The organism is Nocardia sp. NPDC058497, from assembly GCF_042720195.1.
GTDB lineage: Bacteria > Actinomycetota > Actinomycetes > Mycobacteriales > Mycobacteriaceae > Nocardia.
This window is the reverse complement of record NZ_JBHXMY010000044.1, coordinates 1-20,208: the sequence shown is the minus strand read 5'-3', so window position 1 is coordinate 20,208 and position 20,208 is coordinate 1. Positions and strand designations below refer to the sequence as shown.

15 protein-coding genes are annotated in these 20,208 nt (G+C 70.2%); 8 read left to right on the top strand and 7 right to left on the bottom strand.

Features of this window, described 5'->3' with window-relative positions; translation table 11 throughout:
* The coding region (locus tag ACFWPJ_RS05570) for an ABC transporter permease (RefSeq protein ID WP_378847547.1) at window positions 1-2,035 on the top strand (2,035 nt) is incomplete at its 5' end.
* 134 nt (window positions 2,036-2,169) lie between these two features.
* On the top strand, window positions 2,170-2,373 hold the full coding sequence (locus ACFWPJ_RS05565) for a hypothetical protein (protein ID WP_378847544.1): 204 nt from the start codon (window positions 2,170-2,172) through the stop codon (window positions 2,371-2,373).
* Window positions 2,374-2,386: 13 nt separating this feature from the next.
* Here the strand turns inward: ACFWPJ_RS05565 and ACFWPJ_RS05560 are convergent, their stop codons facing one another.
* The 5 genes from ACFWPJ_RS05560 to ACFWPJ_RS05540 all read right to left on the bottom strand — a co-directional run bounded on the left by ACFWPJ_RS05560 (window position 2,387) and on the right by ACFWPJ_RS05540 (window position 12,883).
* Window positions 2,387-4,777 (bottom strand): ADP-ribosylglycohydrolase family protein, encoded by a 2,391-nt coding sequence (locus tag ACFWPJ_RS05560; RefSeq protein ID WP_378847542.1) that lies wholly within the window; start codon window positions 4,775-4,777, stop codon window positions 2,387-2,389.
* 56 nt (window positions 4,778-4,833) lie between these two features.
* On the bottom strand, window positions 4,834-5,997 hold the full coding sequence (locus tag ACFWPJ_RS05555) for a VWA domain-containing protein (RefSeq protein WP_378847539.1): 1,164 nt from the start codon (window positions 5,995-5,997) through the stop codon (window positions 4,834-4,836).
* 118 nt (window positions 5,998-6,115) lie between these two features.
* On the bottom strand, window positions 6,116-8,716 hold the full coding sequence (locus tag ACFWPJ_RS05550; RefSeq protein ID WP_378847537.1) for a DUF5682 family protein: 2,601 nt from the start codon (window positions 8,714-8,716) through the stop codon (window positions 6,116-6,118).
* Window positions 8,717-8,765: 49 nt separating this feature from the next.
* The gene (locus ACFWPJ_RS05545) at window positions 8,766-9,866 is read right to left on the bottom strand and encodes an AAA family ATPase (RefSeq protein WP_378847535.1); all 1,101 of its coding nucleotides are present in this window, start codon (window positions 9,864-9,866) and stop codon (window positions 8,766-8,768) included.
* Window positions 9,863-12,883 (bottom strand): DUF5691 domain-containing protein, encoded by a 3,021-nt coding sequence (locus ACFWPJ_RS05540; protein ID WP_378847533.1) that lies wholly within the window; start codon window positions 12,881-12,883, stop codon window positions 9,863-9,865. Before ACFWPJ_RS05540 ends, ACFWPJ_RS05545 begins: the two co-directional genes overlap by 4 nt.
* A gap of 423 nt (window positions 12,884-13,306) precedes the next feature.
* Here ACFWPJ_RS05540 and ACFWPJ_RS05535 point away from each other — a divergent pair, with 423 nt between their 5' ends.
* The 4 genes from ACFWPJ_RS05535 (at window position 13,307) to ACFWPJ_RS05520 (ending at window position 17,176) form a co-directional block, all read left to right on the top strand.
* Window positions 13,307-15,916 carry an AAA family ATPase gene (locus ACFWPJ_RS05535; RefSeq protein ID WP_378847531.1) on the top strand — a complete coding sequence of 870 codons (2,610 nt, stop codon included), beginning with the start codon at window positions 13,307-13,309 and terminating at the stop codon, window positions 15,914-15,916.
* 112 nt (window positions 15,917-16,028) lie between these two features.
* Entirely contained in the window at window positions 16,029-16,454 is a 426-nt protein-coding gene (locus ACFWPJ_RS05530; RefSeq protein WP_378847529.1) for a hypothetical protein, read from the top strand.
* Between the two features lie 35 nt (window positions 16,455-16,489).
* Window positions 16,490-16,888, top strand: coding sequence for a YchJ family protein (locus ACFWPJ_RS05525; RefSeq protein ID WP_378847527.1), 399 nt, complete (start codon window positions 16,490-16,492; stop codon window positions 16,886-16,888).
* 12 nt (window positions 16,889-16,900) lie between these two features.
* Window positions 16,901-17,176 carry a SelT/SelW/SelH family protein gene (locus ACFWPJ_RS05520; RefSeq protein ID WP_378847524.1) on the top strand — a complete coding sequence of 92 codons (276 nt, stop codon included), beginning with the start codon at window positions 16,901-16,903 and terminating at the stop codon, window positions 17,174-17,176.
* A 3-nt stretch (window positions 17,177-17,179) separates the two neighbouring features.
* On the opposite strand, the gene ACFWPJ_RS05515 is transcribed toward ACFWPJ_RS05520, so the two are convergent.
* Window positions 17,180-17,521: a DoxX family protein gene (locus ACFWPJ_RS05515; RefSeq protein WP_378847521.1), complete on the bottom strand. Its 342-nt coding sequence runs from the start codon at window positions 17,519-17,521 to the stop codon at window positions 17,180-17,182.
* Between the two features lie 75 nt (window positions 17,522-17,596).
* Here ACFWPJ_RS05515 and ACFWPJ_RS05510 point away from each other — a divergent pair, with 75 nt between their 5' ends.
* Window positions 17,597-18,181 (top strand): TetR/AcrR family transcriptional regulator, encoded by a 585-nt coding sequence (locus tag ACFWPJ_RS05510; protein WP_378847519.1) that lies wholly within the window; start codon window positions 17,597-17,599, stop codon window positions 18,179-18,181.
* Window positions 18,182-18,183: 2 nt separating this feature from the next.
* On the opposite strand, the gene ACFWPJ_RS05505 is transcribed toward ACFWPJ_RS05510, so the two are convergent.
* Window positions 18,184-18,405, bottom strand: a complete 222-nt coding sequence (locus ACFWPJ_RS05505; protein ID WP_378847516.1) for a zinc ribbon domain-containing protein — start codon at window positions 18,403-18,405, stop codon at window positions 18,184-18,186.
* Between the two features lie 384 nt (window positions 18,406-18,789).
* On the opposite strand from ACFWPJ_RS05505, the gene ACFWPJ_RS05500 reads away from it, so the two are divergent.
* Window positions 18,790-20,208 (top strand): carboxylesterase/lipase family protein (locus ACFWPJ_RS05500; RefSeq protein WP_378847550.1); only part of this gene is annotated, 1,419 nt, incomplete at its 3' end.

Here is a 20,208-nt window from a genome sequence, read left to right as displayed (position 1 = left end):
GCTCATCCCGTCCAAGGGTGACCCGTTCGAGGTGACCCTGTCCGGCGTCTACGAGATGCGGGGTACCGAGGGCGGCGGCGTGGTCGCGGTGATGTTCACCGAACCGCAGGCGCGCAAGCTGTTCACCGACGGCTCACACGTCGCCTACGCCGACCTCGCGGCCGCACCGGGCGTCTCGGCCGACGACCTGCGCGACCAGCTCGCCGCCGGCCTGCCCAACTACAAGGTGCAGAACGCCGACGAGGTCCGCGAGGACATGAAGAAGGAGGTCTCGGAGGCGCTCACCTTCATCAACTACTTCCTGCTCGCCTTCGGTGCGATCGCGCTGATCGTCGGCACGTTCATCATCTACAACACCTTCTCGATGATCGTGGCCCAGCGTCTGCGCGAACTGGCATTGCTGCGCGCGATCGGCGCGAGCCGCCAGCAGGTCGGCCGGTCGGTGGTCGGCGAGGCCGTCGTGATCGGCCTGATCGGCAGCGCGATCGGTCTCGCCGCGGGCATCGGGCTGGCGTTCGGGTTGTCGGCGGTGCTCAACGCGTTCGATCTCGGCCTGCCCACCGGGTCGCTGACCGTGTTGCCGCGGACCGCGATCGTCGCCCTGCTCGTCGGCCTGATCGTGACCGTGGCCAGTGCCTACGCGCCTGCTCGCCGTGCCGCGAAGGTGCCGCCGGTCGAGGCGATGCGCTCGGAATTCGCCAGCGCCGGTGACTCGTTGCATGTGCGGACCGCCGTCGGCGCGGTCATGGCTGTGGCCGGTGGCGTGCTCGTGTACGTCGGCGCGCAGGGCACCGGCAAGGGCTCCGCGGTGACCGTCGGCATCGGTGCGCTCGGGTTGATCCTGGCCGTGCTGCTGGCCGCGCCCGCGCTGTCGCGGCCGATGGTGCTCGTGCTCGGTGTGCTCACCCGGCCGTTCGGCGCGATCGGGCAGATGGCCCGCAACAACGCCGTGCGCAATCCGCGCCGCACCGCGGCCACCGCGTTCGCGCTCACCCTCGGGCTGATGCTGGTCTCGGCGATCGGCATCCTCGGCGCCTCGGCGAAAACCAGCGTCGGCGTGCTGATCGACAAGGGTGTGAAGGCCGAATACGTGCTCGCCGGTCCGCAGATGATCGGCGCGCCGCTCGGTGCGGTGGACGCCGTGCGCACCCAGGTGTCCGGGGTCAGCGATGTCACCGGGATCAGGGTCGTCGCGTTCAAGGTCGGTGACGAGCAGATCGTCGCCACCTCCCCGGACGGGCCGATCGACCCGGTGATGGACATCGACGTGCTCAGCGGTTCCACCACCATCGGTGCGAACGAGGTGCTCGTCGACGAGACCGAGGCAGGCGATCGCGGCTGGCAGGTGGGCGACACGATCACCATCACCAGCCTCGACAGCAAGAAGCTCGAGCTCACCGTCGGCGGCGTCTTCGCCAACTCGCCGCTGCTCGGCGCGATGGTCGTCGACCCTGGCGTCTACGAGCAGTTGATGCCGCCGAGCCTGCGCACCAATGCCTTCGTGCTGGTGAAGGCGGAGCCCGGCACCGATCTCACCGCCATGCGGGCGAATCTGGAGAAGGCCACCGAACCGTTCGTCGTCGTGCAGGTGCAGGACCACGAGCAGTTCAAGGGCGCGCAGGGCAAGCAGATCAACACCCTGCTCGCCATCCTCTACGGTCTGCTGGCGCTGGCGGTGGTGATCGCCGTGCTCGGCATCATCAACACCCTCGCCCTGTCGGTGGTCGAACGCCGCCGCGAGATCGGCATGCTCCGCGCCGTCGGCACCCAGCGATCCCAGGTGCGCCGCACGATCTACCTGGAATCCATGCTGATCGCCATCTTCGGCGCCATCGTGGGCTTGGTCTTGGGTATCGCCCTCGGCGTCGGCTTCCTGCGCACCCTGCGTGACCTGGGCATCGACCAGATCACCATTCCGTGGTCGCAATTGGTCACCGTGTTGATCGCCTCGGGTGTGGTCGGCGTCCTGGCCGCCGTCTGGCCCGGCGTCCGCGCGGCCCGCACACCCCCACTGGCCGCCATCGCGGACCTGTAGATCTTCGAACGGGCTCGCCGGTGACACCGTCGGTGGCGAGCCCGTTCGCGATCAGGTCGGATTAGGGGATGCGGTTGTCGGAATCTACCAGCGAGGCAACAGAGTTCGCGATTGCACCGGCTAAGGTCTCCACCGTGAGTGAGCGTGTCGCGGGAAAGACATTCTCCACGCCTGAAGAGGCTGGCGTTGAAGCTCCTACACCCGAGGAGATCAGGGAGTTTCGGCGCATGTTAGACGAGGCTCAGCGGTTGCGAGATGCAGTCGCGCCAGAAGATCGAATCATGATGGGGCCGAAGTTCTATGACGATATCGCGGGGACCGAATTCGAACAGCGTTGACCTGGTCTAATGCCTACGCGGGGTACCGGTCGCGCCAGTCCTGGGTGGGTAGTCCGTCGTCGGTCCGGGGTGGGGTGAGGCCGAATTCGGTGCAGTAGTCGGTGGCGAGGCGGTCCAGGGCGGTTCGGGCATCGACGGTGTCGGACCAGCGGCGGGGGAGAGCGGCGCGACCGTAGCGGGCGCCGAGGAGGCTGCCTGCGATCGAGCCGGTGGCATCGCTGTCCCCGGAGTGGTTGACCGACAACAGGAGTCCGGTGCGGACGATCAGGTGCGGTGGTCCGCCGACGGCCTCCGCGGCGAGCAAGGCGAAGACGGCGATCGCGAGTGCCTCGGGGCCGATCCAGCCCTGGCCGAGGGTCTCGAGATCTTCGGGGGCCGGGGCGCTGCCCGGCTTCGTGGTGCGGGCGACCAGTGCGATCGCCGCCTCGAGCGCGGCCGAGGTCTCAGCATGGTCGGGGTAGGTAGCGAGTTCGGCGCGGGCCAGGTCGAGGGCTGTCGCGGTATCGGTGCCGCGGCAGAGCTGGTAGACCAGCGCGGCCAGGGTGCCCGCGGGGAGCCAGCCGCTGGGGTGACCGTGGGTGAGTGCCGCCGCATCGCAACCTAATTCGAAGATCGCGCTGAGCGCGGCACCGGAACGGTCTGCGGCATAGCCGAATCCGCAGGGTGCTGCCCGCATCACCGCGCCGCTGCCCTTCGAGTTGTTGATCGGGTGGGCGCGGGTGCCCAGCGGATTCGTCGGCGCGCCACTTTCGGCAGCCGCCCGCAACGCCGCGTACACCGAGGCCGCGACACCACGCTGTTCGGTGAGTTCGGGGTATCCGCTGAGCGCGCTGTGCAGCGTGACCGACTGGTCGGGCAGCCCCACCCCTTGGCCGCGCAGCCACACCAGCATGCCCTGTTGGAGCAGTCCCATCGTGGCACCGCCGATCCCCTTCGACCTGGCTCGCACCGATCCACGGATCAGCGCCTCCACGGTGAACGCGGTCAATTGCGTTTCCTCGGAGATACGCAGGTCGTCGGCTTCGTCGGACACCCCACTCCGGCCGTAGCGCTCCCGAATCTGGTGCAGCGTCCTGGTTTCCACCGGCGCGCCCAGCGCGTCGCCGATCGCGCCACCCAGCAGGCAACCGTGCACGGCGTTCAACCACACCGATGCCGCGCTGGCCACGGCGTCGCTGCTCCGCCGCGAGTGTTCGAGCCGGGACGCGGAGCCCTGCCCCGCACCGGCCTGCTTCCCGACGCTGCCCTGACCGGAAGCTGAAGTGCCGGTGTGCCTTTCCGGGTGCCGTGTGTCGATCCGCGGCAGGTGGCCTGCGGGCGCTTCGCCCCGCGCGGTCGGGTCGAGCCGTCGTGCCAGGTCGGGTTCCGCGGCCCGACGAGCCTGCCGAGAATCGGTGCGTGACGGACTCTCTGTGCTGGTCGACGGCACGGCGCCGCCACGGATGTCGGTGCCGGACCGGTAATCCGGCGTGCGACCTGTGGCAGGTGTGGACGGGATGGAGCCGGGCCAGACCGGAGCCGAGGCCCCGATGGGCAGAGAGCCGCTCGGCGGGGTCTGCGCTCGGTGGTTGAGGGCTTCGGTGAAAGCGGCGGCGAAATCCGTGCAGGTGGGGAACCGTCGCGTCGGGTCCTTGGCCATCGCCTTGGCGAGGACAGCGTCGATCGCTGCGGGCAGGGCGGACCGGCGGGTGCTGGCACGTGGGGGAACCGCGTTGAGGTGGCCGAGCATGACGGTGGCCGGGTTGGGCGCATCGTAGGGACCGCTGCCGGTGAGCATTCGGAAGACGGTGCAGGCCAGGGAGTACTGGTCGCCGCGATGGTCCAGCGGTGCGCTGCTGAGCTGTTCGGGGGAGGCGTAGGCGATGGTGGCGGTGAACTGGCCGGTGCGGGTCAGGCCGCCGGTGTCGTCGAGGAGTTTCGCGATGCCGAAGTCGGTGAGTACGACGCGCTCGTCGAAGCCCGCGCCGACGCCCGCTGTCCGGGACAGCAGGATGTTGGCCGGTTTCACATCGCGGTGCAGCACGCCCTGGCGGTGCGCGTAGTCCAGGGCGCTCGCCGTCTGGGTGATGATCTGCGCGATCCGCTCGATCCCGAACTGCTGCACCGGGACCGCCGCCGCGTCGACACCGTCGACGAACTGCATGGCGATCCACAACCGGTCCTCGTCGACACCGCGGTCGTAGACGGTGATGATGTTCGGGTGGTCGAGCTGGGCGACCAGATCGGCTTCCCGCTCGAACCTGGTCCGGATCTCGAAGTCGCTGAACAGGTCACGGTGCATCAATTTCAGCGCGGTCAGCCGTGGCAGCCGCCGATCACGGGCCGCGTACACCGCGCCCATCCCGCCGCGCCCCAGCTCCCGCTCGATGACGAACCCGGCGAACACCTCTCCGCGCCGCACCATCGCCTCACCCCGTTCACCGAACCCGATCGCTGTGCAGCCTAGCGAAACTCGCGGTCTCACACGGCCGGAGCGTGAGTGTCGGCCCAGTGCGTGATATCGCCACGGTCCAGGGCGGTGGCCAGCAGGTCGGGGAATTTGTCCGGGGTACAGGCGAAGGCCGGGATGCCGAGAGCGGCCAGCGCGGCGGCGTTCTCGTGGTCGTAGGCGGGTGCGCCCTCATCGGAGAGCGCGAGCAGGACCACCACCTGGACGCCCGCTTCCTTCATCGCATTGCACCGGCGCAGCATCTCCTCGCGGACCCCGCCCTCGTACAGATCGGAGATGAGCACGAACAGGCTGTCGGTGGGCCGGGTGATCAGCGACTGCGAGTAGGCGATGGCGCGATTGATGTCGGTGCCGCCGCCGAGCTGGGTGCCGAACAGCACGTCGACCGGATCACTGAGCTGCTCGGTCAGGTCGACGACCTCGGTGTCGAACACCACCAGCGACGTCTTCAGCGAGCGCATCGACGCCAGGACCGCACCGAACACCGACGCGTAGACGACACTGGCCGCCATCGACCCGGATTGGTCGATCGCCAGCACCACATCGCGCTGGATCGACTGCGCCTTGCGCCCGTAGCCGACCAGCCGTTCAGGCACCACGGTCCGGTGCTCCGGCAGATAGTTGGCCAGGTTCTTGCGGATGGTGCGATCGAAATCGATGTCGCGCAGCTTCGGCCGGTGGGTGCGGGCAGCGCGATTGATGGCGCCCGAGACCGCGGCGACGGTCTTGGCGGCGATGCGCCGCTCTATCTCGCGCACCACCTTCTCGACCACCATCCGCGCGGTGGCCTTCGTGGTCTCCGGCATCACCCGGTTGAGGCCGAGCAGCGTACCCACCAGATGCACATCGGGTTCCACCGATTCCAGTAGCTCGGGCTCGAGCAGCAACTGGGTGAGATTCAGCCGCTGCACGGCATCGCGCTGCATCACCTCGACCACGGTCGCGGGAAAGTAGGTGCGGATGTCGCCGAGCCAGCGCGCCACTCGGGGCGCCGAGCCCCCCAGCCCACCGGACCTTTTCGTCGACCCGCCTGCCTCCCCGGTGTTATAGAGCGCGCCGAGCGCCTGATCCATCGCCTGATCGGGGCCCGAGGACAGACCGCCGAGCTGTTCTTCGGCGGCTTGGCCGAGGACGAGCCGCCATCGGCGCGAATGGGTTTCGTCGATATCGGTCATGCGTGCTGCTCCTGGTGATCGAGCGGGGTCGTGTGCGGCAGCGGGGCGTCGGCTCGCGCCGTTCCGGTCTGGGATCTCCTGCCGGGCACGGGCTCGCTGCTTGCGGGCGGTGGGGTCGTCATCCGGCGGCGCCGAGGATCGCGGCGGCGGCGCGCAGGGCCAGCTGCCCGCGTGCGGGGTCGATGGCGGTGGCGCCGGTGGGGGTGGGCGGTGCGGAGCCGGTGTCGCGCAGGGCTTGGCCGATGGCGCGGCGTTCGCCGGATTCGAAGGAGCCGAAGGTGCGGCGCAGTAGGGGGAGGGTGGCGACGAACTGGTCCTCGGTGAGTTCGCGGAGCCACTCGTCGATGCGGCGCAACAACTCCCGGTCGTGCACCAAGAGCAGGCCGCGGCCGCCGAGGAAGCCGTCGATCCAGGCGGCCTTGGCGGCGGGGGTGTTGCCGATGGAGAGGGCGGCGGCCAGGCGGCGGGCCGAATCGGCGTCGTCGATGCGTTCGGCGTCGCAGAGCAGGCGGACCGCGCGGCCGCCGATCGCGCCGTGCACATCGTCGCGGTCGGCGATGCGCCGCAGGGTCGCCAGCCATTCGGTGGTGGCGTGGTCGTCGTCGCGGGTGCTGATCGCGGTGTGCGCGGCGTCGATCTGGGCCCGGAGCGCCTCGGCGGCATCGGTATCGAGGCCGGTGACGGCACCGGGCAGGCCGGCGCAGATCCGCACCAGCAGGCCGTCGGCGACATGGGCCAGCGCCTTGGTGTCGGTGCCGCGGACATCGCCGTAGCGCAGCGTGCGGGTCAGACCGGGCAGGGCGCCGAGGAGGTGGGTGACGTCGTGGTCGAGGGCGGCGGCCGCTTCCAGCCGGGTGATCAAACCGTCGGTGGCACCACCCAGGTCGGCGAGCAGAGCCATCTCGAGCGCGTCGGCGAGTTCGGTGACGGACACACCGTCACGGCTCGCGGTGTCGAGGATCTTGGCCTCGGCCGCGGTGCGCAGCGTCGTTCCCCACACCGCCGCCTCGACGATGCGGACCTCGAATTCCGGTTCCCAGCGCAGCGTCCAGGTCTCGCGGAAGGTGCCGGTGTTTCGGACCTCGCCGACGGTCGGGGTCCCCCAGTCGATGCCGAGCAGCCGCAGCCGGTGCAGCAGATGCGAGCGCTCGACGTCGCGCTCTTTGCGCAGATCGAGATCGACGGTGCGGGCGAGCGCTTCCTGCTTGAGCCGTAGCGTCTTGCTCCGCGCCCGCAGATCCGCCGCCAGCGGCACCGTCGGCGTGTCGTCGGGGACACCACCGAGAGTCTCGCCGACGACGAGTTCATCCACCACCAGCCGCAGCATGGTCTCGTCACCACCACACATCACCGACCGCACCGCCTCGGTGACCTCGGACAATCCGGCCAGCGGACGGCCACGCAACGCGGCCAGCGTGTCCGACAACCGCACCGCCTCGATGATGTGCGCGCTCGACACCGGCAGATCGTGCGCCCGCAGCACTCCGGCGACCTTGGTCAGCCACCGCGCCACCGGCCGCTCGGTCTCGGTGAACAGATGGTGATACCAGCCAGGTGAGGTGACCCCGGCCCCGTACCCCGACCCCGCCGCCAGCCGCGAATGCGTCCACGGAACCCAGGTCAACGCCGCCTTCGTCTTCGGCAACCCTTTCAGCAGCCGCATATCCGGTGCAGCGGGCCCCAATGCGCCGGTCAGCGCCGGTGCATGCCACGCGCCGCACACCACAGCCAGCCGCTTCGCACCGTCCTTGAGCGTCTGCCTCATCACCTGCCGCATGTAGGCCTCACGCCGCAGCGTGTGCTGATCGACGACCAACGGTGCGATCGCCGGATCCTCCGGCAAGAGGGAGCCGAATTCGGATGCTGCCGAAGAGTTTTCCTGAACTGGACAGCCCTCCTGTGAGGGTGCGGCATGCCCGGATCCTGGTGTCGTGTCGGCGGGGTCGGCTGGTTGTTCGGGGAAGTCTTCGCGCAAGGCCGCCATCGCCTCGGTGATGGCGTCGAAAGCCGCACTGTCGGGCACGGATTCGACGACGGCGTCCCACCAGCGTTCGGCGTCGTCGTAGCCGGCCGCCGAGGCCAGAGCCGCCAGCGGGTCGGTGCGGTCACCGCGCGAGTCCTCGTCGGCAGCGAGGACATTCGTCGCGGGGAGATCGCAGAAGCGGACCGGCACGGCGTGGTCGACGCCGTAGCGCATGGCCTGCCACTCCGGCGAGAACACCGCGAACGGCCAGAACGCCGCGCGAGCAGGGGAATCCGGAACGTAGGCGAGCAGCGCGACCGGCGGGGTCATTGTGTCGGCGGCCACGAATCCGACAAGCGGGTCGGCATCGGCGGGGCCTTCGATGAGGATGGCGTCGGGCCGGAACTCCTCGAGCGCTTGCCGCAGCGACCGTGCCGAGCCGGGCCCATGGTGACGGATGCCGAACACCCGCGTCACGGGGTTGGCACTCTCATCGGCATCGGCATCGGCATCGGCATCGACAACCGCACCGGCACCGGCACTCGCGCAGGCATCGGAGCTGGTACCTGCACCTGCAACTGCGCCGGCGCGCGCGCTCGTTTCGGTCGCCACGCCTGCTTCGACCGCTGGAGCTTCAGCCCCGCCCGCATCGGTCGCCGGATCGTTGGCTGCGCCTGCGTCGGCTCCCGCACAGGAGTTGCCCGCAGGAGTACGTACCGCACTCGCCGCGCGGGTCTCGCCGGTCTGTTCACTCATCGAAAACCCCATGTGTGCTGTCTGTTCCGTCCTCCCCGTCGGCCTGGCGTCAGTTCGCGATCTCGCGGCAGGCGCGGTAGAAGTCGGCCCAGTCCGGGCGTTCCCGCACCACGGCCTCGAGGTATTCGGTCCAGATCACCGAGTCGGCGACGGGGTCCTTGATCACCGAACCGAGGACGGCGCCGGCGATGTCGGAGGCGCGTAGGACGCCGTCGCCGAAGTGGGCCGACAGAGCCAGGCCGTTGGTGATGACCGAGATCGCCTCGGCGGTGGACAGGGTGCCCGAGGGCGACTTGAGTTTGGTGCGGCCGTCGGCGGTGATTCCGGAGCGCAATTCGCGGAACACGCGCACGACCCGGCGCACCTCCTCGGCGGCGGCGGGCACCGTCGGCAGTTCCAGTGCGGCGCCGAGCTGTTCGACGCGCCTGCTGACGATGGCGACCTCGGAATCCTCGTCGGCGGGCAGCGGCAGCACCACGGTGTTGAAGCGGCGGCGCAGCGCCGAGGACAGGTCGTTCACACCGCGGTCGCGGTCGTTGGCCGTGGCGATCACGTTGAACCCCTTGGCCGCCTGCACTTCCGCACCGAGCTCGGGCACCGGCAGCGTTTTCTCGGACAGGATGGTGATCAGCGCGTCCTGCACGTCGGAGGGGATCCGGGTGAGTTCCTCGATCCGGGCGATCGCCCCGGTCCGCATGGCGGTCATCACCGGCGAGGCGACCAGCGCGGCATCGCTCGGCCCCTCGGCGAGCAGCCGGGCGTAGTTCCAGCCGTAGCGGATCGCTTCCTCCGCGGTGCCGGAGGTGCCCTGCACCAACAGGGTCGACTCGCCACTGATCGCGGCCGAGAGGTGTTCGGATACCCAGGTCTTCGCCGTGCCGGGCACACCGAGCAGCAGCAGCGCGCGGTCGGTGGCCAGGGTCGCGACGGCCACCTCCATCAGCCGGCGCGGCCCGACATATTTGGGCGTGATGACGGTGCCGTCGTCGAGCGTCCCGCCGAGCACATAGGTGACCACGGCCCACGGCGACAACCGCCAGGACGGCGGACGCGGCCGGTCGTCGACGCGCGCCAGCGCGGCCAGCTCGTCGGCGAAGGCCTGTTCGGCATGGGGACGCAGCAGGGTGGTTGCCGGTTCGGTGGTGGTCATGACAGCTCCTCGAGCATGGTCGCGCGGTCGGTGAGATCGTGGGCGAGTCGGCGGAAGGCCTGTTGCCAGGCGGGGTCCTCGGTGGTGCCGGCGAGCGCGGTGACGCGGGTCGCCAGGTCGACAGGCAGGTGCACGCCCGCGGCGGTGAGCAGGGCGCGGTCGGTGTACACGCCGGCGGTGGCATGCGGCTGACGGGCCGTGGTGCGGGCGCGTTCGCCGAGCAACCGCAGCACGTGGTCGGCGACCTGCCGCGGCCAGGGATGGTCGAGGCCGGGCAGGATCGCGTGCAGTTCGGTGAGCTGGTGCGCATCGAGGTCGAGCACATGCTCGATCCGATCGGCGGCATCGAGCAAGGTGAACAGTTCGCGGCGGCGCAGCACGGCTTGTTCGGTCGGCGTCGCATGCGCGAACAGCGCTCGGGCCCAAGTGGTATCGCGCTGGGCGAGGGTGGCGTCGACCCAGCCGTCGACGATCGCCTTGGCGTAACGCGGCGGGAGTGCGATGGTCAGCGCGGCGGTCGCGGTGTCGACCCTGCTGCCGTCAACCGCCTCGGCGGAATCCGGCACACCGCACCCGGCACCGGGAACCGCCTCGGCGGAGCTCTGCACGCCCCGCACGGCGCCGGACGGTGGCGTACTGGTCGGTGCGGCCGCCGCGGTGCCGGGGACGACTGATGCCCACGCGGTCAGTGGTGTCGCCGCGATCGCCTGGTGCAGGGTCTTCACCGTCGAATCGGGGGTGTCCCAGCGCATCTTGGGTTGATCGGTGCTATCGGTGATGCCGTCGCGCCTGGCCTCGGCGTCGACTTCCGCGGGCACCGTGACTGCGACCGTGCCGTCTGGGTCCACCCGGACCCACGACGACACCAGCGCCGCCATCCGCTGCCCGAACGCCGAGCCCGGCAGCCGGGCGAGCAGTCCCGCCGCGGTGCGCCGGACATCGCCGCGGCGGTCGTCCAGGGCCCGCTCGAGCAAGGGTTCGTCGTCGAGGCTCAGTCCGGCGCCGAGCAGTGCCAGCAGTTCGGCCTTGATCGGACCGGACTCCTTGGCCCAGGCAGCGCTCAGCGTCTCGCGGGCGGCGGTGGGATCGGTCCGGCGCAACTGTGCCAGCCAGTCCTTGCGCTCGCCAGGGGCGCCGAACAACCAGAGATCTTGTGTACCAGCAGATTCAGATCTTCTAACGGCAGGCTCGACCGTCACGGATCGATCGACCGGGAACGAATCCAGCAAACCCGACCACGCGGGATTACGTGCCGCGAGCCAGCGGCCGCGCCGACCTGCCAGCCGGAGCAACGGCGCGCGCAGGCCGCTGTCGGACGCCGCGGTGAGCACTTGGACGCACAACACATCCGGCAGCCGGAAGTCGAAGGGCTCTGCGGCAGCGAACCATTCGGGCAGGAACGCCGACTTGTCGGCCAGCAGGCGGCGGAGCCGATCGGCGGCCTGCCTCGGCAGCAGGCGCCGCGGATCATCCGAGGCGGGGTCGGGTTTCGGCGCCGAGCCGGGCAAGCGACCACCGCGCAGATACAGATCCTGCAGTGCCGCGGTATCGAGCAGCCGGACGGCCGGCTCGCCGGAGCGCTGCGGCACCGCGGCCGCGACGGCACCGGCCAGTTCCACACTGTCGGCATTGCGGCGGGCGGTGCCGAGCAGGGCGACCGAAACCAGGTCGGCCAGTTCGGGAGTCGCCGCGGACTGCGTCGGGAACTCCGTCTCCAGATCGGTCACCTCGCCCGCCGCGAATACCGAGATCGGGTCGAACCCGTCGGCGCGCCATTCGCCGGTGACCGACACTGGATGACCACCCGACACGGCGATCAGCCGCCACGGCCGCGCCCCCGCCGACAACGGCAAGGCCACGCCGTCAGCGTCGACGAGCTGCCAGCCATGCTCTCCGAGCACCGGCACGACCTCGGTCAGCAGCGCGGGCCAGGCACGCAGCCAGGGATCGTTGCTCAGCGCGCCCGCGTAGGCATCCAGCGCGTCATCGATCGTGGTGCCATCGGTCGAGGGCACGGTGGTGAAGGGTTCGGGGGCACCGTGGCGGGTTCCCCACTGGACGCGCAATGGCGCCGCGCCGGGGTAGTAGTGCAGGTCGGCGTCCACCTCGTGGCCGGGCACCGGCACCTCGCCGGTGAAATTCGGTGTGCCGAAGGAATGTTCGATCAGCACGGCCCAACGCCCGCTGCCGCGCGCCCGCAGCCAGGTGCGCCGGGTGTACAGGCGCTCCTCCTCGCTGACCCGCATGCCCAGCACCAGCCAGCGATCGCGCACGGCGGGCTCGGCCAGCACGGTCTCGGCCTGGGTCGGGTAGCCGACATGGGTGCGGATGCCTGCCTGCAGCGGCTCGGGCAGCGCGTCGAGGGTGCGATGGGCCAGCACCAGCAGGTGCAGCCGGGCGTACTCGCGCAACAGCAGCTCGGGCCAGTGCTCGGTGGTCACCACCGCCGCGGGCAGCCGACGCAGCGTCGCCGCGACACCGGGTGCCTGGGCATCGACCATGCGGGCCGCGATCGCCTCGTAGGCGGCGAACGAGCGATCGGTCTGGGCCAGGCCGGTGCGGATCTGATCGGTGAGCCACACCTCGAGCTCGGTCAGCCCCGCCGACACCCGGGCCCGCCGTTGCTCGACGGTTGCCTGCGACGGCGTGGCGGCGGCCTTGGCCTTCGGTGGGGCCGCGGCCTTGGCCGCCCGGCCCGCCAGCCACTCCGCGGCGAAATCGGCGGGCGCGTCCTGGGCGGGCACCGCGCCACCGGACCAGGTGAGCAGCAGCGACAGCGCGTGCTTGCAGGGGAACTTGCGGCTCGGGCAGGAGCACTTGTACGCGGGCCCGGCCAGGTCGACGATCGTCTGATACGGCTTGGACCCGCTGCCCTGGCACAGGCCCCACACGGCGGTTCCGGCGGCCCCGGTCGCCCGCCAGCGACCAGCCAGCTTGCGTGCGGCAGCCAGTGAGCTCGCGTCCGGTGCGAGAGCGCGGACCTGGTCCTCGGTCCACGGCGCCTGTCGGTCGGTCATCGGTTCCCCCGTTCTCTGTCGCCGAAATATCTACAGCAGCCCACCGACAACTGCCGTCCAGGCAAACGAATCTCCTGGAAAACGCTGGTGCTGTGGCGGATTCGCGCTTCCCTACTTGCTGCCTGCGTAAAAGTCTGGCATTCTGATCTGTTCGGCTCGCCCGGACCGCCCGCGCCGCTCAACGCAGCGTATCGCGGGTGTGAGCACCTCATCGAGCTGCCCGCCGGGGTGGGCGAGGGGTGGACATCGAGGGCCCGCCGCGGCACCACGATGGCCATTCCACTCCCGCGGGCAGATTCGCTGGGGCGCTGCGCATCCCCTGGGCGAACGCTCCGTGATCAGGTAGCGTTTGCCGAGGAGGATCTCGTCGGCCTGGCACATCGGCCGCCGCGTTGCGCGCGGGCGCGAAGGGGGACGTCGCACATGTGCTCGGATCGGATCGCCGAGATGGTCGCGCGCGAGCTCGCGGCCGACCCCGCCGTGGAAGCGCGGGTCGCCGAGTGCGTGCTGGCCGCCCTGTCCGAAGCCGACGACGACCGGGCCGCACCGGATTCCGGTGACACCGGCGTCTTTCTACGCTCGATCACGGTGCACGGTTTCCGTGGAATCGGGCCGACGGCCACGCTGGGACTGAACCCGGGACCTGGACTCACCCTGGTGGTCGGGCGCAACGGCAGTGGCAAATCCAGCTTCGCCGAGGCCGCCGAATTCGCGTTGACCGGCGGCAACCGGCGCTGGGACGGCCGGTCGACCGCGTGGCGGGAAGGGTGGCGCAACCTGCACGAACCCGACCTCGCCCGGATCGAGGTCGAACTGCTCACCGCGGGCGCGAACACCGAGCTCACGGTCGCCACCCACTGGGCGCCCGGCAGCGAACTGGGTGAGGCGCACTGGACCGAACAGCGCGGATCGGCCCGTCCCGTCCCGGTCGATCCACGCAGCAGGCGCCAACGCCTCGACCTGTACCGGCCGTTCCTGTCCTACAGCGAACTCGGCGCACTGGTCGACGGCAAACCGAGCGACCTGTTCGACGCGCTGCACCGGCTGCTCGGCCTCGACGAACTCGCCGCCGCCGCCGAACACATCCGCCTGCGCAAACTGGAACTCGAACGCGCCGTGCGAGATTCGCGCCAATCCAGAACAGACCTGCTGGCCGAACTCGCCGATGTCGACGACGCCCGCGCCCGCCGAGTCGCCGACCTGCTGCGGGCCCCCGAACCCGACCTCGACGCGGTGGCGGCCGCGGTGGCGGGCTCGGTGCTCGGCGTCGACGGCCCCGACGGACTGCGGGCGATCCTGCGCCTGACCCTGCCCGACGCGGCCGAGGTCGCGGCGACGGTGGATCGCCTCGCCGACGCGGCCGCCGACCTGTCGCGACACGCAACCACCGACGCCGAGTCGGATCTGCGCGTCCTCGAATTGCTCACCCGCGCCCGCGAACATGTCGTCGCGAGTGGCACCTGCCCGTGCCCGGTCTGCGGCCGCAGCGACCTCGACGCGACCTGGCTCACCGCCGCCGACGCCGAAATCACCCAGCGCAGTGCCCATTTGGCTGCCCTGCGTTCCGCTCGCGCCGAGTTCGACGCGGCCACGACGGCCGCTCGCTCGCTCACCTCCCGCGTGCCAGCCGAACTGGGCGCGAACTCGATAGCTGTACAGTTGGATACCTCCGCATCGGCGGGCGAAGCTTCGGCTGCCGACGGACGTCAGGAGACCGACGGAGGCACCGCGCTTGGCGTAGGTATCGCGCATGGTGGGGCAGCCACAGTCGGTACGACAGCCGCGGGAAGCGCGGCGGAGTCTGGCGGGGGAGCCGAGTCGGGCGAAGGCGTGGCTTCGCTTCTCGGTGCACGGCTTGCGGCGGTTCGGCGTCTATGGGCGGTGTGGGCTGAGCTCGGTGAGGTCGACGACGACGGGCTGCCCGCGAGTGTCCGCGCTACGTATGCGGAATTGTCCGCCGAACTCGCTGCCCTGCAACGCGATACGCGCACAGAGCTCGATCGGCTCGACTCCGTGTGGTCGCCGCTGGTCCCGCGCATTCGCGCCTGGCTCGATCCCGCTCGCGCCGTGTCCGCCGACGCCGCCGAGCTGCGCGTGGTGAAGAAGGCGGCCGACTGGCTCAAATCGGCGACGGCGACGATCCGGGGCGAGCGGATGCGGCCGTTGGAGAGCACCGCCAGGTGGGTGTGGAGCACGCTGCGGCAGCAGAGCAATGTGGAGCTCGGCGCGATCCGGCTGCAGGGCAGTGCGGGGACGGCGCGGCGGGTGCTGCTCGATGTCACCGTCGACGAGGTGGACGGCGCGGCGCTCGGGGTGATGAGCCAGGGTGAGCTGCACGCGCTCGGACTGTCGCTGTTCCTGCCGCGGGCGACGTTGGCGCACAGTCCTTTCCGCTTCGTCATGATCGACGATCCGGTGCAGGCGATGGACCCGGCGAAGGTCGACGGGCTGGCCCGGGTGCTCGCCGAGGTGGCGATCACCCGGCAGGTGATCGTGTTCACCCACGACGAGCGGCTCGCCGAGGCGGTGCGCCGCATGCAGCTCGATGCCACGGTGCTCGAGGTCCAGCGCCGCGAACGCTCCATCGTCGAGGTCAGGGTGACCGGCGACCCGGTCCGCCGCTACCTCGACGACGCCCGCTCCCTGCTGCGCACACCCCAGCTGCCGCCCGCCATCGCCGACGAACTGGTCGCCACGTGCTGCCGATCCGCGATCGAAGCGGCCGGCCTGGCGAAGGCCCGCCACGAACTGCTCGCCGTCGGCCTCGACCATGCCGAAGTGGAACGGCGCGTGCGCAATGCCCACACCACCCGCGCCATGATCACCCTCGCGATCATGGGTCCCGGCGCCCGCGTCGACGACCTCAACAAGCATCTGAGCGCGGTCGGCGGCCGCTGGCTGGTCGGCGTCCTGCGCGACGCCACCGCGGGCGCCCACGTGCCGATCGACCGTCCGATGCGCGAATTGATCAGCGACACCGAACGATTCATCGCCTGGTTACGCGCCCACGAACCCGCCGCGGTCCGCTCATGAGCCCGCATGCACGCCGTGGTGGCACAGCCGTGCGTTACCGCGCTTCCACGGGGCTCGGGGGCAAGCCGGCTACCTCGCGGAACAGCTCCGTTGGTGCTCCGGCGGTGCCCCGGTGAACCGCCGGAGCAGGCCACGACGCGCGAAATACACCCCGCGCCCCTCGGTGGCCGAACGGCTGGAGGCTGCCGAACATCTCCTGTCCGGTGCCGTATCGGATGCCGGTGGGGTGTGGTCGCGGGCGGTCGCGTGGATTCTGCGGCTCGCGCTCGAGCAGGCTGTCGACGAGCTGTGGGCGCAGATCGCCCCGGAACTCATGCGCTGTCCGATGCGGGCGCAGCTGCTCGCCTTGCGTGTCTACGCGGGGCCGGAGACCGCGGGGCAGGTCGGCGCGCTGTGGGCCGCGCTGTCGCGGGCCGCGCATCACCTCGACTACGAGATGGCGCCCAGCGTCACCGATCTGCGCCGCTGGCGCGATCAGACCACCGACCTCGCCAGGTCACTCGAGCTGGTCCCACTGGCGCACCAGCCCTTCGGCTGAGCCCGCGTGGCCGACGGGCGCCGCGACCCGGCAGGATGACCGGCATGGGTGAAGCGAAACCGTGTCCGTGCCGCCGCGGCGAACCGTTCGATGCCTGCTGCGGACCGATCCTGGCAGGCACGCGGCCCGCGCCGACCGCCGAGACCCTGATGCGCTCGCGCTACACCGCCTACGTCGTCGGCGACACCGACTATCTGCTGCGGTCGTGGCACCCGAACACCCGCCCCACTGACCTGGAACTCGACCCCGGCCAGCGGTGGCTTTTCCTGGAGATCGTCGGCACCCAGCGCGGCGGCCCGTTCGACGACAACGGCACCGTCGAGTTCATCGCCCACTACAAGCTGGACGGCGTGCGCGACGCGATGCACGAGCTGAGCACCTTCGTCCGGGTCGACGGCGCGTGGGTCTACCTCGACGGCACCTTCCAGGCCTGACACACTGACCTCGTGCCCAGGATCGCGATCGAATACTGCACCCAATGCCGCTGGCTGCTGCGCGCGAGCTGGATGGCACAGGAACTGCTGACCACCTTCGCCACCGAACTCGGCGAGGTGGCGCTGGTGCCCGGCCAGGGCGGCATCTTCCGGATCACCCTCGACGGCGAGCAGCTGTGGGAACGCAAGGCGGACGGCGGTTTTCCCGATATCGCCATCCTCAAGCAGCGCGTCCGCGACCGCATCGCCCCCGACCGCGATCTCGGCCACGTCGACCGGCGCGACTGACACTCAGGCGAACAGGACGGCGCAGGCGACCGACAGTCCCAGAATCACCGCCGGCGGTCCGGCATGACCGAGATCGCGGTGGATGGCATGCGCGATCAGCGCGAGGACGAAATAGACCACCAGGCCGAGAGCGGCGGCCAGACCCAGCGGCGTCCACCACAATCCGGCCACCAGACCACCCGCCGCCGCGACCAGCACTGCCGCGAGCAGCGGAAGTCTTCGCCGTTCGACCCCGACCCTGGCGTAAGCCGCCACGACCTCGGGCTTCCCCGACAATTTCGCACGGGCCGAGTAGACGAGCAGGGCGGCCAGCAGCAAGGCGACCACGGTACGCGCGACGGTCATGGCGCGTCTTCTTCCACGAGCGGATAGGTCTCCTTGATTCTATACGTTTGTATAGATTCGTTCTAGGGTCGAAGCATGAGCCCGCAACCGAGTAACCGCACCGCCTTGCTCGAGGGCGCGCTGCGCTGTCTGGCGCGGATGCCGGTCGATCAGGTCTCCGCCCGCGCGGTCGCTGCCGAATCGGGCGCGAACCTGGCGTCCATCGGCTATCACTTCGGCTCGAAGGACGGACTGGTGACCGCAGCCGTTGTCGCGGGCCTCGATCGCTGGCTGGACGAGATAGCCGCGCGGGCGAGCGTTGTGCGCGCGGGCGCCGATCCGGCCGACCGCTTCCGGCGCGCTGTCGACGCTGCCGACGCCTCGCGTGGCGAACACGAGGGCCTGGCCCATGCCTATGTCGTGGCGCTCGGCCGCGCGCAGCACGACCCGGTCGTCGCCGAGCGGCTCATCGACGGTTTCCGCCGCACCAGGCCCGCGGTGGCCTCGGTGCTCGGCCTCGGCGCCGACGACATCGGTGTCGACGCGGGCGCGCTGATGCACGCGATGTTCACCGGCCTGCTCGTCCAATCCCTGCTCGACGAGGATCTGGCACTGTCCGGCGACCGGATCGCCGACGCGCTACAGCGCGTCGCCGATACCCTTGCGGGCCAAGGCAACTGACCTCAGCAGCAGCCGCCCCCGCCGCAGCAACCGCCACCGGTGGGCCGGGGTGCGGCGGCCGGCGCGGGTGCGGCGCCGCGGCCCACGGTCCCGAATGTGGTCAGCAGTTTGACCGTGTCGTCGTGCCCCGCGGGGCATGCGGCCGGATCCGACGCCTGCGCCATCGGCCGGTTCACCTCGAACGTGTCGCCGCAGGAGCGACACCGGAAGCTGTAGTTCGGCATCGGCACAGTGTAAGCAGTCGGGCCGACATCGCAGTCCGCCAATGTTGGCATACTTTCAGCTATCTCGATGGGGTGTCGTCCGAGTGGTGGCTCGGTGCGGGATGACGACCATGCGCAATCGGCGCCCTGGGTCGCGCCCATGGCCGAAATCACAGTGTGACCGGTGCGCCGTGCGCCGAAGTGCGAGTTTCGTGTGTGTCCGCGGAGTAACTGTTACCAGCCGGAATGGTGCGTTGGGAGGCTGTTCGGGGCGGGTGGACGTACTCTCGAAAGGAGTCACCAGGTGCTGCGGCCTGCGGGAGCAAATACACAGGCACCCGTGGGGTCGCGCCGGCAAGGAGGTGTGCGATGAGCATTCAGTCCGATCTCGACCCCGACGTGCGGATGCACGAGGCCGAACCGCTGGCACACACCGAGTACGGAACCGTCAGCGGGATGTGGGACGGGCCGGTCGCCGTGTGGCGCAGCATCCCCTACGCCGCAGCGCCTGCCGGACCTTCCCGATTCAGCCTGCCTCAGCCCCCGGAGCGCTGGGACGGCGTGCGCGAGTGCGTCGTCTTCGGTGACATCGCGCCGCAGGCCATGGGCCCGATGGTGCCGGTCGACTCCGATCTGGCCATGGGCGAGGACTGCCTGTGGGTCAATGTCTGGTCGCCGCGACCGGAGCCGAGCGACGACGAACCGCGGCCGGTGATGGTGTGGGTGCACGGCGGCGCGTACTGCCTCGGCACGGCCGCCCAGACCATCTACGACGGGCGCAAACTGGCCGAAGCGGGCGACGTGGTCGTGGTCTCGGTGAACTACCGGATCGGGGTGCTCGGCTTCCTCGACCTGTCCTCGTTCGGCGCGCCGTTCACTCCGAACCTCGGCCTGCACGATCAGCTGGCCGCGCTGGCCTGGGTGCGTGACAATATCGCCGCGTTCGGCGGTGATCCGGGCAATGTCACGGTGTTCGGTGAGTCCTCGGGCGCGGGCTGCGTCACCGCCCTGCTCACCTCGCCCGCCGCGGCCGGGTTGTTCCACAAGGCGATCGCCCAGAGTCCGCCCGCCACCACCGTTTTCGGGCAGGAACGCGCCGCCGTCGTCGCCCAGCGCTACCTGGAACTGCTCGAACTCGGTCCCGGCGAAGCCGAACGGCTGCTCGAGCTGCCGATCGAACAGCTCGTCGAGGTCGGTGCGGTGCTACTGGACGAGGTGCCGATCAAGGAGCCGGGCAGGCTCGCGGCGGCGCCGGTCGTCGACGGTGACCTGCTGCCCGGCTATCCGATCGACCGCTTCCAGCAGGGTCTTTCGCATCGGGTGCCGCTGCTGATCGGCACCAACCGCGACGAGGCCTCGCTGTTTCGCGTGCTGCGGTCACCGATCATGCCGGTGACTCCGGACGCGGTGAACGCGATGCTCAACGATGTCGCCGCCTCGCATCCGGAGATGTCGCCCGAGCGGATCGCCGAGATCACCTCCGCCTACCCCGACCTCACGAAAACCCGTGGGGCGCTGGCCATGTCGACCGACGCGGCCTTCCGGATGCCCGCCGCCTGGGTCGCCGAGGGTCACGCCCAGCACTCGCCGACCTGGATGTACCGCTTCGACTACGCCACCCCGATGTTGAAGGCGGCACGCGTCGGCGCCGGGCACGCCACCGAATTGCCCTATGTCTTCGGCAATTTCGGCACGCTGAACCACGATCCGACGTTCTGGCTCGGCGGCCGCAAGGCCTCGGTCGCGGTGTCGGGCCGCATGCAGCGCCGCTGGCTCGCCTTCGCCGAACACGGCGTACCCGCGGCACTGGACGGCTCCAACCAC